Genomic DNA, 12,827 nt, shown 5'->3' with positions numbered 1-12,827 from the left:
TGTCCTGATCATCGGCCAATAGTCTGAATTTGACCGTCCGCTATTGGCCGATTTCGTTGAAAAGTCGGTCCTTCCAGGCAGTCCCCTATTCTGACTGCTGAAAATGCCTTTTTTGCGCGTAGCTACGCGAAATCTAAGCCCCGAACCCTATGCTAAAAGTCAAGATTTCAATCTCAAGCACGTAGATTTCAGCCTTGAAAACCACTGCCGACTTTTTTCAACAGAATCGGCCGTTTTCTGCCTGTCGCGACCGACTGAAAATGCCCAGAAGCTGCCTTTCGTATGACGCGCCGCTGGATCGCAATAATGAATGCGTGAGTAACAAAAAGAGACGCGAAGATATCGGAGCGGAAGCAGATCATCTGTGACTAGCATCTGAGGTGCCTTGCACATTTTGCCATGACTTTGAGTGTGGACAGATTGACCCGCAATAGCGAAAAAAGCTTGTTGCTATGGACATCGGGCATTCCATGTATATCGACAGCTGCATTGGCATGCATAGATGTCCATGGGTTGATATCTTTCCTTTACGTCGATGAGGCGTTTGCCGACCTGACCGGTATCGAAGGCCTGGACGTACTGGGTCGACGGATTCGCAGCCAGGTTTTGCGCTGCACCGGTATCCCGGTCGGCGTTGGCATCGCACCCACCAAGACCCTGGCCAAGCTGGCCAATCACACGGCGAAACGCTTGCAGGCGCAGACTGGCGGCGTAGTGAACATCTGCGATCCGGTAAAACGTGACTGGGTACTGCGCAACACCGACGTGGGTGAGGTATGGGGTGTGGGCCGGCGCATGAAAGTGCACTTGAACACACTGGGCATCAAGTCGGCCATGGACCTGGCCAAGGCGGACGCCTGGTCGCTGCGCAAGCACTTCAGCGTGGTGATCGAGAAGACCGCCCGGGAACTGGCCGGCACCCCGTGTCTGGAACTGGATGAACCAGATCCGCCGAAGCAGGAGATCTGCTGCAGCCGAATGTTCGGCATGCGGCTCAAGGAGCTTGCACCGATCAAGGAGGCCGTCGCCACCTACATGATGCGCGCCTCGGAAAAGCTCAGGGCGCAGCATTCCCTGTGCAAGAAGATCCGGGTCAGCATCCGGACCGGCATGTTCAACCCCGAGGAAGCCAAATACGCCAACGGTGTGGTGGTGGAGCTACCGTATCCAACGGATGACGTGCGTCTGCTGACCAGGACGGCGGTCGACGCGCTTGATCGAGTATTCCGCCCCGGCTTCGCCTACAGCAAAGCGGAGGTCATGCTGCTGAACCTGTGCCAGCCAGGCGAGTACACCGATGATTTGTTTGCCACCTCGCAACCGGCCGGGGCAAGCCGGGTCATGGCGGTGCTGGATCAGATCAATGGCAGGTGGGGAAGGGGGACGCTTCGCGCGGCCAGTGTGCCGACCAATCCCGACTGGGGCATGCGCCGGGAAATGATGAGCCAGAGCTACACCACGAGGCTGGATCAGCTATGGAGGGTGTCATGTGTTTGATTTCGCGCTGCAGCAAGACCACCCCATGGGCGCGGTCCTTGTGAGGGTAGAAATCGGAGACTTCCCCGGTGTCAGGCATTGGCTGGCGCGGCGGCTGGATGTGCCTGGGTTATGATGATAAGCTGTTGAAATATAAAGTGATATTCCGGTTTTTGCGATGTGCTGGGCGCGGGGTCACCATCGATCTTGCCCAGCACTGTAAAAAAGCTCCGTAGACCCATGATTTAAGAAGCTTTTTTTTACCCAATCGGCTCGATCCAATCGCCAAAAAACACCGTCGCAAACTTGCTTCACCCGGACGGGATGTATATATTCCCCCCTCTGCTTCACCGCGCTACCGCCCGAATGGCGAAACTGGTAGACGCATGGGACTTAAAATCCCCCGCTCGTAAGGGCGTGCCGGTTCGATTCCGGCTTCGGGCACCATATAAATCAAGGGTTTGCGAGTGAAAGCTTGGCAAGCCCTTGTTCGTTTCTGGTCCGCAATTATCGGATTGGTCCGCAATTCATTTGGTTGGTGAGACTTTCTTTCCCTTTCTGTTGCGGATGTACTGCTCGGTCATCACCACGGTCGTATGCCCAAGCTGATCCCTGGCCCTGCAGAATGTCACCGCTCGATTCGGCCTTGAATAAGGCATCCTCGATGTAAATGTCTCCTTGTTGACTTTGATACCTGAGCAGGGCCTTCTCTCGGTTCGCTCGAACTGGCGCAGCCCTACGCCAGGTGAGGTACTGACGGACGTGAAGCGGCTGGATTGTCTCCAGGGGCGCTGGATGATCGTCAAAAAAAATGACATCAGGTTTTTCAGTTCCCTGACGTTGTCTTTCTGTGTGGCTGGCTTCTTCGTTGGAACGATGTCGACCATGTCTTTTCGGCGACATAGCGGAAGGTGATCGCCTTCGCGACCAGATCGGAAGCTGTGCGATCCCGTTCCAGCTTCGCGTACTCAATCGCTTCCCAACGGAATTTCTTTGCGGTTCTTACCGACTGTGTCGTAGTAGTAGAAAACCCGGCCGCTGGTTTTCTTGCGTTCTCTCAGCCAGGCGATAGATCCGGGTTTGCTTGGTCGTCGTCCCCAAGCTGAACACCGTCACCAATGTTCTTCAGCACTCGCTCGTTGAGTGATCGCCGCGTGACCGTCCTGCTGCCTTCCATGATGGCGCGCACCATCGGGGCCGAGAACAAGATCGGCCGTTCCTTTATCTCAGACATACGGATTCCTTGCCGCTATAGCGGCTGACTTTGAAGCGCGAGGGACTGATTTCGCGGGTGGAGCACACATGTGCTCCATGAAATTTGCCACAGAACCTGTACAGATTTTGATTGTTTGTATAGGTTTTTGTGCGACACTCCAACGGAGGAGAATCAAGTCTGCAAAATCGACCCGTATGATTGCTATAGCAAGTCGAGCGTTACCATGATCCCCAAAGACGACTTTAGATTCCAATCACACGTTCTTCTTGTAGAGCTCGACGCTGCAACAACCAAGTTGATGATGCTGGTAGTCGCTGGCGAGCTCTCTGGAAGTCGTTGGGATGAAGCCTTCGCACAACAAAGCGCGGCCTATTCGGCGTGGGTGAGTGTCGCGACAGGCGTCCAAATAGACCCAATGCCGGTTCTTGATGGTCGACCTGTTGACGGGGCGCCTACTTAGTAAATGTGAGAACCCTGGTACCTTTTGCCGATGCGCTTGGCGATGGCTTCGAGCTGCTCGGCCATGCGCCACATGTCGATGTTGTCGCGGCGCGATATGACAGCTGCGCGTTGCACGTTGCGGTCGATCAGGATCTTCGCTGCCAGCAGGATCAGCCAGGCTTCGAGTTTGCGGCGGATGAAACGCTTCATGCTGCGTCCGCGGCGGGCTGACGGAAGACGGGAAGGGCACCAGCCTGCTCACGCAACCTTCATGCCGACCTCATCGTAGCCCCAATGTTGCTGTCGTTGAAACGCTCAGGTCTGAGATAGCCAGGGTGGATCGGTTCACCCGATTGGTTTCAAGGTTAGGACTTCTCAACGAGTAAGGCCTTGAAGGCTGGTATATGATCGTCTCCCTGCAGACTCTTCGATTCTAGCGTAATCATTACTGGGAAATCGTCAAATGCGAGGAAGAAGTACTCGTTGTCTATTAGCACCTCCCAAATACGCACATCAGCTCCGTCAGACTTGCTGATGATCGCCCCCCCAAGTAGTCCAAGAATAAACTCTGCATAATCAGGAAAACATACCCAATCGACACTCGATGTCAGGTTCAGACACGATCGGCCGGAGTGCATTTTTTCAATAGTCAGCTCACTTGGCATTATTTTGTTTTTCATCAGAATATATCTCCACCACCAGCTCTGGTTGCGCTTTCGATGATTTGTTCGAAAGATTTTCCTTTGCTAATCAGTGTTTCAAATGTTGGGCCAATTTTATAGACGAGGCTGCTGCAGCTTACTACCAGAGCCTGCAGTTCATGCCCTCCAAGGACAACCCACTTCGCCTTGTTTTGTCTGCGTCGACGATCATCCAAGGGATGCGCGAGCAGGAGGCCCGGCATGGCTGAGTTTTGTTCGAGTACTTCACTAGCGCTTCGGCGAACGTTGATGTGAGATACAGGCCTTGAAGAGCTCTTTTAGGAGCCCAGCGCTCTAACTCGCGGCTTGCGCCAACCACTGTCGCAATACTGTAATAATTCAGTCATAGAATTGACACGACTTCTTACAGTTTCCCTCAGTCGGCCTCTGGCCTTTTCATGGATGAGCAAGTCCCATGCGTCGTGTCGTATTCAATCAGAAAGGCGGTGTCGGAAAATCCAGCATTGCCTGCAACCTCGCCGCCGTCAGTGCTGCCGAAGGTTACCGGACGCTGCTGGTTGATCTCGATCCCCAGGCTAATTCGACCCACTATCTCACCGGGCTGATGAACGAGAACATTCCTGCGGGGATCGCCGATTTTTTCAAGCAGACCTTGTCCAGCGGGTTCGAGGGCAGGAAGAATCGCGTGAACATCACCCGCACGCCTTACGCCAATCTCGACCTGGTGACGGCCAGTGCCGAGCTGTCCGAGCTGCAGTCAAAACTGGAGAGCAAGTTCAAGATCAACAAGCTGCGCAAGTTGCTGGTCGCACTGTCCGAGGACTACGAGCGCATCTACATCGACACACCGCCGTCACTGAATTTCTACACTTTCAGTGCGCTGGTGGCGGCGGACCGGTTGCTGATTCCGTTCGATTGCGACAGGTTTTCTCGCCAGGCGTTGTATCGTGTCATCGCCCAGGTGGAAGAGTTGCGTCTTGACCACAATGAATCACTGACAGTGGAAGGGGTGGTGGTCAACCAGTTCACCGGTCACACCGGCTTGCACCAGATGCTGGTGGATGAGCTGATGGCCGAAGGTTTGCCGGTGCTGCCGGTTTACCTGAGCAGCTCGGTGAAGATGCGCGAGTCTCACGAGGTGTCGGTGCCCCTCGTGCATTTCGCCCCTCGGCATAAGCTGTCGCTGGAGTTTGCCAACTTGCTGGATGCCCTGGAACGAGCTGCTTAGGGGCTCTGAGATCAAGGGTTTGCGGACTGAAGCTAATGCAAACCCTTGTGTGTTTCGGCTTCGTCTATTGCTCTCCTTTGCGTCGTTACTCCTGTTTGTGATCAGCGTTCAAGTCTGCCTTGCGTCGATCGCTGCCGTTGGGATTGCCGACATCGATCAGTCTTCTTTCCAGCAGAATGGCTTGCAGGGCCTCGCGGTCCGACGGGGTCATTTGATGTTCTCGCTCCTTGAGTTCAAGCAGGATCGGGCTGGACCACTGGCGATAGGTTTGTTCGGCATTACGAGTGGATGACATCGCTTCCTCCATGGGCTGACTTCTGCCAATCAAGACGCCTTGGTTCGATACGCAAAGTGACCCTAGCCGAGGAAGGCCATTGTTGCCAATGCCTCACATCGGACGGTACCAGGCACCCGTCGCCGCGGTGCGTTGGACGTAGTCGCGAAAGTCACGCGCCGGACACAGGGTCCGGTCTATTGAAAGAGCTGAGGTAGCGTCCGGGCCGGGTAAGCGCCGCGACGGGGGCAATGTCTTCTACGTCGACAAAAAAGGCTTCGGGGTCGGGCCGACGGGCAAAGGTCCTCGGGCTGGTGCGCCATTGACCACCAAGGATCGGAGTCGACAGGATCGACCCCAATCCTGTTGTCTCTAGACAAATCCCTGCCCATGAAAACCCCGCGGCAGCCGTTGCAGGCCTGCCATGGCGGACAGGCGCTCGATCCAGTCCTGGCGCCAGTCTATGAGCACATGAGGGGTTCTTGCCTTGCGTGCGGCGCGGCGGGCGGCGTTGCGCTCGCTCTTGCGCGCCTCTTTGTAAGCGTCGGTGTTGCGACAGCTTCTGCATTTGACCCGATTCAGTTCCCGGGTTGAGGTGAGGTTGTTGCCTGTGTGTCCGCAGGCGAGGTGCCCGCTGACTTTGAAGTGGGTAACCATCTGAACGCCTCCTTCGTGGCGAGGTGATCATTGGACAACCCAGGCTTGCTGACGTTCGCCGCTTGAGGGCGTAAAAAATCCCAGCGCCGGGCTGGGTTGGGGGCCAGAATCGCAGAGACACACACACGCGGTGACGATAGTGTCGCCGGTCATGTGTCCCGCGTCAGGTCGTGTCTGTGCAGCGGTATCCGAATCGCAATCATCTGAACCGTGGCAGCGGCGGATCGACTGGCCGCAGCGCCGACAGGGTGTTGCGGATCAGCGGCGTATCCTTTTCGATGTCGTTCAGGCGGTCGCGGATCCTGAGCGCAGTCGGGTGTCCGCCTTGATGATCGACCCAGTCGGCGATTTCCTTGCACGCGGCAGCCAGGCGAACCTGACGGGAGTCGAGCAGGGTGAGCAGGGTGGTGATGGACTCTTTTTCGGACATGGGGAACACCTCCGTTAAGAAACCTGAAGATTGGCAGTAAAAAGCCCGCCGCCAGCGAGCTTCCACCGATGAGGCGCTGATCCTTCAGCACTGTCTCAGTATAGACCCGTAACCGCTTGGCGAATGCTCGTCAGCCTTGTCGGACCGTCATTTGCGATCGGGCGTTGAGCTCTCGACATACGTATTGGGCATCGCGTTCAAGATCGTAGCCGTCGCCGATGAAGCCATTGGTGCGAGTATCGGCGATGCGGTACCAGACGGCGGCGTCAGCGGGTTGATGCACGGTTTCTCCAGCCCGGCGTCCATGGATGATGATCTTGTTGCAGCGCTTGACGACAAAAATGTCTTCCATGGCTTCACCGCAGCTGATTCGTGTACAGATCAACTATAGAAGCCATTTGCAATCGTGCAAAAAATAGGCAGGTCAGTTCGTCGGTTCAGACGCCATTTTCTCAAGCAACATCGCCAGCGCGACTTCCTCGGCCCGCAGGCCTTTGCGCACCCTGGGCCTTGGCAATTGCGCCAGGGCGCCGAGGGGAAAACCCTCGAGCACCGCCGGGTGGATGTAGCACTTGCGGCAGACTGCCGGGGTGTTGCCCAACTGCCGGGCGACGTCCTTGACCATCGCCACCACATGCTGCTTGGCCTGTGATTCGGGTTGCCACTCAAGCTCGCGCAACACCGACAGAGCCAGGGCGCTGCCGGCCCAGGTACGGTAATCCTTGGCGGTGAAGTCGGCGCCGGTCAGGTCTTGCAGGTAGGCGTTGACGTCGGCGGAAGTGATCGTGTGTCGCTCGCCGTTTTCATCGAGGTACTGGAAAAGGTTTTGCCCGGGAATCTCCTGGCAGCGCTTGACGATCCGCGCCAGTCGCCGGTCCTTCACGGTAATTTGATGCTCGATGCCACTCTTGCCGCGAAACTGGAACTGGATCGCACTGCCGTTGACCTCCACATGCCGGTCGCGCAGGGTGGTCAGGCCATAGGAGCGGTTGTCCCGGGCATACTGGGCATTGCCGACACGGATCAGCGTCGCGTCGAGCAGGGTGATGACCGTGGCCATGACCTTGTCGCGACTGAAACCCGGCGCCGCCAGCAGGGCTTCCAGTTGTTTGCGCAACTTCGGCAGGGCCAGGCCGAAATCCCGCAGGCGTGAGTATTTGTCGCTGTCGCGCACTTCTCGCCAGCGCGGGTGATAGCGGTACTGCTTGCGCCCGCGGGCGTCGCGGCCGGTGGCTTGCAGGTGGCCGCGTGGGTCGGTGCAGATCCACACGTCGGTGTAGGCCGGTGGGACCGCCAGGGCATTGATGCGCTGGATCTCCTCCGGGTCGACGATGCGCTGGCCCGAGGGCTCGAAATAGCAGAATTTGCCGCGTAGTTTCCGGCGGGTAATGCCCGGCTGGGTGTCATCGACGTAATGCAGGTCACGGGGCAGTGCATCGGGCATGGCGGTTGTCCTGGGCGAGGGATCGAGGGGGCCGTTACAGCCATTGACCCCGCGCCGCGACAGTCGTGCCCCCGGCTTTACGCCAGCACCGCCACGGCCTTGATCTGCGCCCAGAGTCGTTGGCCCGGGTGCAGGTTCAAGTGATCCCGGGAATAGCGGGTGATACGCGCCAGCAACGGGCTGCCCGCGGCATCCAGGCGCACCAGCACATGGGCGCTGTTGTCGGCGGCCATTTCACTGACCACCGTGACCGGCAGGCGATTGAGGATGCTGCTTTGTTCGTCGCCGTGCAGGCTCAGGCTGACGTCCCGCGCCTGGACCTTGCAGCGTAACGCCTGGCCCGGTGCCATCGGCGTGTGGGCCACGCGGATGTTCAGGTCGGTGTCGGGCAGTTGCAAGGTCAACAACTGGTAGTGGGCGTCATAGGCCGCGACATGCCCCTGGATCACCACGCCGGCGTCGTCCCCCAGCGCCAGCGGCAAGTCGAGGCGGGCCAGGGTCTGGCCGATGGGGCCGCTGGCCAGTGCCTTGCCGTCGCTGAGCAAGACGATGTGGTCGGCCAGTTGCGCGACTTCATCCTGGGAGTGACTGACATACAGCACCGGGATGTCCAGCTCATCGTGCAGCCGTTGCAGGTAGGGCAGGATCTCGCTTTTGCGTTGAGCGTCCAGCGCGGCCAAGGGTTCGTCCATCAACAACAGCGTCGGGCTGGTGAGCAGCGCGCGTGCCATGCCCACGCGCTGGCGTTCGCCGCCGGACAGGTGCTGTGGATGCCGATCGAGCAAGTGGCTGATGCCCAGCAGCTCGGTCGCATGGGCCATGTCGACCCGGCGCTGTTGCCGGGGGATGCGCTTGAGGCCGAACTGCAGGTTGGCCAGCACCGACAGGTGAGGAAACAGACTGGCTTCCTGAAAGACGTAACCCAGTGCACGCTTGTGCGGCGGGACGAAAATTCCCTTGTCGCTGTCTTGCCACACTTCATCGTTGACCTGGACAAACCCCTGGTCGGCCCGTTCCAGCCCGGCGATGCAGCGCAGGCAGGTGGTCTTGCCAGACCCGGAGTGACCGAACAGCGCCGTGACCCCTCGGCCGGGCAACTGCAGGTCGACATCGAGGGCGAATCCCGAATAGCTCAACTTCAGACGCGTGTGAATCATCGATCAGCTCCAGCCTGCTTTGGTTTTACGGCTGGAGTACAGCACCAGCAACACCGCAAAAGAGAACACCAGCATGACCCCGGCCAGCCAATGGGCCTGGGCATATTCCATGGCTTCGACGTGATCGTAGATCTGCACCGAGACCACCCGGGTCTTGTCGGGGATGTTGCCGCCGATCATCAGCACCACGCCGAACTCGCCGACGGTGTGGGCAAACCCGAGGATGGCCGCGGTGATGAAACCGGGGCGGGCCAGGGGCAGGGTGATGCTGAAAAAACTGTCCCAGGGACCGGCTCGCAGGGTTGCGGCCACTTCCAGTGGACGGGTGCCAATGGCGGAAAAAGCGTTCTGCAGCGGCTGGACCACGAACGGCATCGAGTACAGCACCGAGCCGATCACCAGGCCTGCAAAACTGAACGTGAGGGTGCCCAGGCCCAGGGATTGGGTGAACTGGCCGACGAACCCGTGGGGGCCGAGCGCCAGCAACAGATAAAAACCGATCACCGTGGGCGGCAGCACCAGGGGCAGGGCGACGATCGCCCCGACCGGGCCGCGCAACCAGGATTGGGTGCGCGAGAGCCATAACGCCAGCGGAGTGCCAACCAGCAACAGGATAACGGTCGTCAGGGACGCCAGTTTCAGGGTCAGCCAGATGGCGGAAAAGTCGGCACTCGTCAGCGACATTTAGATTTGGTAACCGTAGGATTTGATGATGGCAGCGGCTTTTGGCCCCTTCAGGTAGTCAACCAGTGCCTTGGCGGCCGGATTGTCCTTGCCTTTGTTGAGGATGACCGCGTCCTGTTTGATCGGGTCGTGCAGGTTGGCCGGAACGATCCACGCCGAACCGCTGGTGATCTTGCCGTCCTTGTAGATTTGCGACAGGGCGACAAACCCCAGTTCGGCGTTGCCAGTGGACACGAACTGGTAGGCCTGGGTGATGTTCTGGCCTTCGACGATCTTGTCCTTGACCTTGTCGGTCAGGCCCTGCCTGGCCAATACCTGGGTCGCTGCCAGGCCGTAAGGAGCGGCTTTCGGGTTGGCGATTGACAGATGCTGGAACTTGTTATCGGCCAGCACTTTGCCCTTGTCATCGACGTAACCTTCCTTGGCCGACCACAGCGCCAGGGTGCCGACGGCGTAGGTGAAGCGCGAGCCCTTGACGGTGTTGCCTTCGGCTTCAAGTTTTTGCGCGGTGGTGTCGTCTGCCGAGAGGAACACTTCGAACGGCGCGCCATTCTTGATCTGGGTGTAGAACTGGCCGGTGGCACCGAACGCAGTCACCAGCTTGTGCCCGGTGTCCTTCGCGAAATCGGCGGCGATGGCCTGGATCGGCGCGGTGAAGTTGGCAGCGACAGCGACCTGCACCTCGTCCGCCTGGGCAGAGCCGAAGGCAAACACGGCAAGCAGGCTCGCCAGGCAGGTGGGGGCAAAACGTGAGGCGCGAAGGGTCATGAAACGGCTCCGTCATGGGCAGGTGTTGCGAGGGGGTGATTCGTTATATAGATGAATATATAGCGAAATGCCTGTAAACGGAATGCGTTGCAGCGCGGTTATGGCGAGTGAGGTTGTCACTCGCCAAAACCCTCAGCGATGTAGCAATTTCGCCAAGCCTTCTTCGGCCAGGCGCCGGGTCAGTTCAGCGCTGCTCAACTCGACGCCCAGGGTAAACGCCTGCCCCGCCCAGAGGTTACTGAAGTCTGCCTCGCCTTTGGCGCGCAACGGCATCAACGCACCGCCCGCGAGGGGGAAGCGCGGAGCCTGGGCACTCATCGGTCCGAGTTCGCGCATCACCCTATTGATAATCCCTCGCGCCGGACGCCCGGTGAAAATATTGGTGAGCGCCGTCTCGCTTTCCCTGGCGGTGCGCAATGCCTTGTGGTGCGAGGCGCTGACCTTCGCCTCAGGCGTGAACAGATAGGCCGTGCCCACTTGCACCGCCGATGCCCCCAACATGAATGCCGCCGCCACACCCCGCGCATCGGTTATGCCGCCAGCGGCAATCACCGGTACTTTAACGGCATCGACGATCTGCGGTACCAGGGCGAAGGTGCCGACCTGGCTGCTCAGGTCATCACTGAGAAACATGCCCCGGTGTCCGCCCGCTTCGTAACCCATGGCGATGATTGCGTCGCAGCCATGCTGCTCGAGCCAGATGGCTTCTTCGACCGTGGTGGCCGAGGACAGCACCTTTGCCCCGGTGGCTTTCACCCGATCAAGCAGGGATTTTTCCGGCAGGCCAAAGTGGAAACTCACGACTTCGGGCCGCAGCTCTTCGACCACTGCGCAGGCTGCCTCATCGAATGGCGCGCGATTGGACACCGGCGTCGGCGCATCGAAGTCGACACCCAGTTCGCGATAATAAGGTTGCAGCAGGTTCTTCCAGTCCCGGGCGCGTTGCTCGTCCACCGCCGGTGGTTGATGGCAGAAGTAGTTGACGTTGATCGGGCGCTGGCATTCTTGACGGATGCGCTTGAGCTCTTCGCGCAATTGCTCGACGCTCAGCATGGCGGCAGGCATCGAGCCGAGGCCGCCGGCGTTGCTCGCCGCAATGACCATGTCCGCAGTGGTGGCACCAGCCATGGGGGCCTGGATGATTGGCAGATCGATCCCAAGCAGATCAAGCAGACGAGTATCTGGCCATTGGCTCATTTCAGCAGTCCTCCGTCGTTGATAGCGGTCCATCATATTGGCTTAAAGTCGAGTACGGTATTTTTTTGCGATATGGTATTTAAATCCCACCACAACGGGTGATCTCACTAGGAGGCAGCAATGTTCCAAGGTATTTTGATCGACAAAGACGACAGCGGTTACCGGGCCACACTGCAACAGATCAATGAAGACCAGCTGCCCGAGGGCGATGTGACGGTGCGTGTGGCGTACAGCACGCTGAACTTCAAGGATGGCCTGGCGATCACCGGCAGCAGCCCGGTGGTGCGAAAATTCCCGATGGTGCCGGGGATCGATCTGGCAGGAACCGTCGAAGCCAGCGGGAATCCGGACTACAAGGTCGGTGACAAAGTCCTGCTCAATGGCTGGGGTGTGGGCGAAGGGCACTGGGGCGGTCTGGCGCAAAAGGCCCGGCTCAAGGGCGAGTGGCTGATTGCGCTACCCGAGGCCTTCACTGAAGCACAGGCAATGGCCATCGGCACGGCGGGCTACACGGCGATGCTGTGCATCATGGCGCTGGAGCGCAACGGTGTGACGCCCGATCAAGGTGAAGTCCTGGTCACCGGGGCCAACGGCGGTGTCGGCAGTTTTGCCATCGCCTTGCTGAGCAAGCTGGGCTATCGGGTGGTCGCTTCCACCGGTCGCCTGTCGGAGCACGAATACCTCAAGCAGCTGGGCGCCAGTGAAATCATCGACCGCGCCACCTTGTCCGAGCCGGGCAAGCCCTTGGCCAAGGAGCGTTGGGCAGCGGTCATCGATTCGGTGGGCAGCCATACCCTGGCCAATGCCTGTGCCAGTACCAAGGCCGAAGGCACCGTCGCTGCCTGCGGTCTGGCCCAGGGCATGGATTTTCCGGCCTCCGTCGCGCCCTTTATCCTGCGTGGCGTGACCCTGGCCGGGATCAACAGCGTGACTCAGCCGAAAGCGCGGCGGGTAGAGGCGTGGGGGCGTTTGGCCAGGGATCTGGACTTCGACTTGTTGCCATTGATCAGCCATGAAATCGGTTTGAGCGAAGCGATCGAGGCTGCACCGCGCCTGCTGGCGGGGCAATTGCGTGGGCGGGTGGTGGTGGATGTGAATCGCTGATTGGAAAATCGCCGGCTAGCGGCCAACACAAAACATTGTAGGAGCCCGGCTTGCCAGCGAAGGCGTCCGTCAAATCGCCTTCGCCGGCA

The 12,827-nt window shown here is 58.9% G+C and carries 16 protein-coding genes and 1 tRNA gene; 4 read left to right on the top strand and 13 right to left on the bottom strand.

Annotation, left to right across the window (positions count from 1 at the left end; all coding sequences use genetic code 11):
* Positions 1-513 precede the first annotated feature (513 nt).
* The gene (locus tag DKB71_RS18645) at positions 514-1,497 is read left to right on the top strand and encodes a DUF4113 domain-containing protein (protein ID WP_408596487.1); all 984 of its coding nucleotides are present in this window, start codon (positions 514-516) and stop codon (positions 1,495-1,497) included.
* A gap of 339 nt (positions 1,498-1,836) precedes the next feature.
* A tRNA-Leu gene (locus DKB71_RS18640) sits at positions 1,837-1,923 on the top strand.
* 80 nt (positions 1,924-2,003) lie between these two features.
* On the opposite strand, the gene DKB71_RS18635 is transcribed toward DKB71_RS18640, so the two are convergent.
* The 4 genes from DKB71_RS18635 to DKB71_RS18620 form a co-directional block, all read right to left on the bottom strand.
* On the bottom strand, positions 2,004-2,363 hold the full coding sequence (locus DKB71_RS18635) for a hypothetical protein (protein ID WP_408596485.1): 360 nt from the start codon (positions 2,361-2,363) through the stop codon (positions 2,004-2,006).
* Between the two features lie 170 nt (positions 2,364-2,533).
* Positions 2,534-2,710 (bottom strand): hypothetical protein, encoded by a 177-nt coding sequence (locus DKB71_RS18630; protein ID WP_408601184.1) that lies wholly within the window; start codon positions 2,708-2,710, stop codon positions 2,534-2,536.
* Positions 2,711-3,148: 438 nt separating this feature from the next.
* Positions 3,149-3,343, bottom strand: coding sequence for a hypothetical protein (locus DKB71_RS18625; protein WP_323626041.1), 195 nt, complete (start codon positions 3,341-3,343; stop codon positions 3,149-3,151).
* 155 nt (positions 3,344-3,498) lie between these two features.
* Positions 3,499-3,813, bottom strand: a complete 315-nt coding sequence (locus DKB71_RS18620) for a DUF3630 family protein (protein WP_408596482.1) — start codon at positions 3,811-3,813, stop codon at positions 3,499-3,501.
* Positions 3,814-4,249: 436 nt separating this feature from the next.
* Here DKB71_RS18620 and DKB71_RS18615 point away from each other — a divergent pair, with 436 nt between their 5' ends.
* Positions 4,250-5,023, top strand: coding sequence for a ParA family protein (locus DKB71_RS18615; RefSeq protein WP_323606175.1), 774 nt, complete (start codon positions 4,250-4,252; stop codon positions 5,021-5,023).
* Between the two features lie 85 nt (positions 5,024-5,108).
* On the opposite strand, the gene DKB71_RS18610 is transcribed toward DKB71_RS18615, so the two are convergent.
* From DKB71_RS18610 to DKB71_RS18570, 9 genes are all read right to left on the bottom strand, one after another.
* Positions 5,109-5,318: a hypothetical protein gene (locus tag DKB71_RS18610; RefSeq protein WP_323629378.1), complete on the bottom strand. Its 210-nt coding sequence runs from the start codon at positions 5,316-5,318 to the stop codon at positions 5,109-5,111.
* A 351-nt stretch (positions 5,319-5,669) separates the two neighbouring features.
* On the bottom strand, positions 5,670-5,954 hold the full coding sequence (locus DKB71_RS18605) for a hypothetical protein (protein WP_274075991.1): 285 nt from the start codon (positions 5,952-5,954) through the stop codon (positions 5,670-5,672).
* A 199-nt stretch (positions 5,955-6,153) separates the two neighbouring features.
* On the bottom strand, positions 6,154-6,384 hold the full coding sequence (locus tag DKB71_RS18600) for a hypothetical protein (RefSeq protein ID WP_274075992.1): 231 nt from the start codon (positions 6,382-6,384) through the stop codon (positions 6,154-6,156).
* A gap of 130 nt (positions 6,385-6,514) precedes the next feature.
* Positions 6,515-6,736 carry a hypothetical protein gene (locus DKB71_RS18595; protein WP_274075993.1) on the bottom strand — a complete coding sequence of 74 codons (222 nt, stop codon included), beginning with the start codon at positions 6,734-6,736 and terminating at the stop codon, positions 6,515-6,517.
* A 72-nt stretch (positions 6,737-6,808) separates the two neighbouring features.
* Positions 6,809-7,828, bottom strand: a complete 1,020-nt coding sequence (locus DKB71_RS18590) for a DNA topoisomerase IB (RefSeq protein WP_408596478.1) — start codon at positions 7,826-7,828, stop codon at positions 6,809-6,811.
* 77 nt (positions 7,829-7,905) lie between these two features.
* Positions 7,906-8,985, bottom strand: a complete 1,080-nt coding sequence (gene modC / locus DKB71_RS18585; protein ID WP_408596476.1) for a molybdenum ABC transporter ATP-binding protein — start codon at positions 8,983-8,985, stop codon at positions 7,906-7,908.
* 3 nt (positions 8,986-8,988) lie between these two features.
* Complete coding sequence (modB, locus tag DKB71_RS18580) at positions 8,989-9,669, bottom strand: molybdate ABC transporter permease subunit (RefSeq protein WP_408596474.1); 681 nt, start codon at positions 9,667-9,669, stop codon at positions 8,989-8,991.
* A complete protein-coding gene (gene modA / locus DKB71_RS18575; protein WP_408596472.1) occupies positions 9,670-10,437 on the bottom strand; it encodes a molybdate ABC transporter substrate-binding protein in 768 nt (255 codons plus the stop codon). It abuts the gene before it with no gap.
* A 132-nt stretch (positions 10,438-10,569) separates the two neighbouring features.
* Positions 10,570-11,634, bottom strand: coding sequence for an NAD(P)H-dependent flavin oxidoreductase (locus DKB71_RS18570; RefSeq protein ID WP_406591666.1), 1,065 nt, complete (start codon positions 11,632-11,634; stop codon positions 10,570-10,572).
* A 120-nt stretch (positions 11,635-11,754) separates the two neighbouring features.
* On the opposite strand from DKB71_RS18570, the gene DKB71_RS18565 reads away from it, so the two are divergent.
* Positions 11,755-12,738, top strand: coding sequence for an MDR family oxidoreductase (locus DKB71_RS18565; RefSeq protein ID WP_408596470.1), 984 nt, complete (start codon positions 11,755-11,757; stop codon positions 12,736-12,738).
* The last annotated feature ends 89 nt before the right edge of the window (positions 12,739-12,827 follow it).

Source organism: Pseudomonas sp. PLMAX (assembly GCF_046042685.1).
Lineage (GTDB): Bacteria > Pseudomonadota > Gammaproteobacteria > Pseudomonadales > Pseudomonadaceae > Aquipseudomonas > Aquipseudomonas putida_AE.
Note: the sequence above shows the minus strand (reverse complement) of the source record. Positions and strands in the feature narration are given on the sequence as shown.

What these genes read in the sequence shown, in the direction of transcription:
- modC (WP_408596476.1), bottom strand. Translation starts at nt 8,985, where the DNA reads ATGATTCACACGCGTCTGAAGTTGAGCTATTCGGGATTCGCCCTCGAT.
- DKB71_RS18635 (WP_408596485.1), bottom strand. Translation starts at nt 2,363, where the DNA reads ATGGTCGACATCGTTCCAACGAAGAAGCCAGCCACACAGAAAGACAAC.
- DKB71_RS18625 (WP_323626041.1), bottom strand. Translation starts at nt 3,343, where the DNA reads ATGAAGCGTTTCATCCGCCGCAAACTCGAAGCCTGGCTGATCCTGCTG.
- DKB71_RS18630 (WP_408601184.1), bottom strand. Translation starts at nt 2,710, where the DNA reads ATGTCTGAGATAAAGGAACGGCCGATCTTGTTCTCGGCCCCGATGGTG.
- modB (WP_408596474.1), bottom strand. Translation starts at nt 9,669, where the DNA reads ATGTCGCTGACGAGTGCCGACTTTTCCGCCATCTGGCTGACCCTGAAA.
- DKB71_RS18565 (WP_408596470.1), top strand. Translation starts at nt 11,755, where the DNA reads ATGTTCCAAGGTATTTTGATCGACAAAGACGACAGCGGTTACCGGGCC.
- DKB71_RS18595 (WP_274075993.1), bottom strand. Translation starts at nt 6,736, where the DNA reads ATGGAAGACATTTTTGTCGTCAAGCGCTGCAACAAGATCATCATCCAT.
- DKB71_RS18620 (WP_408596482.1), bottom strand. Translation starts at nt 3,813, where the DNA reads ATGAAAAACAAAATAATGCCAAGTGAGCTGACTATTGAAAAAATGCAC.
- DKB71_RS18600 (WP_274075992.1), bottom strand. Translation starts at nt 6,384, where the DNA reads ATGTCCGAAAAAGAGTCCATCACCACCCTGCTCACCCTGCTCGACTCC.
- modA (WP_408596472.1), bottom strand. Translation starts at nt 10,437, where the DNA reads ATGACCCTTCGCGCCTCACGTTTTGCCCCCACCTGCCTGGCGAGCCTG.
- DKB71_RS18615 (WP_323606175.1), top strand. Translation starts at nt 4,250, where the DNA reads ATGCGTCGTGTCGTATTCAATCAGAAAGGCGGTGTCGGAAAATCCAGC.
- DKB71_RS18610 (WP_323629378.1), bottom strand. Translation starts at nt 5,318, where the DNA reads ATGTCATCCACTCGTAATGCCGAACAAACCTATCGCCAGTGGTCCAGC.
- DKB71_RS18570 (WP_406591666.1), bottom strand. Translation starts at nt 11,634, where the DNA reads ATGAGCCAATGGCCAGATACTCGTCTGCTTGATCTGCTTGGGATCGAT.
- DKB71_RS18590 (WP_408596478.1), bottom strand. Translation starts at nt 7,828, where the DNA reads ATGCCCGATGCACTGCCCCGTGACCTGCATTACGTCGATGACACCCAG.
- DKB71_RS18605 (WP_274075991.1), bottom strand. Translation starts at nt 5,954, where the DNA reads ATGGTTACCCACTTCAAAGTCAGCGGGCACCTCGCCTGCGGACACACA.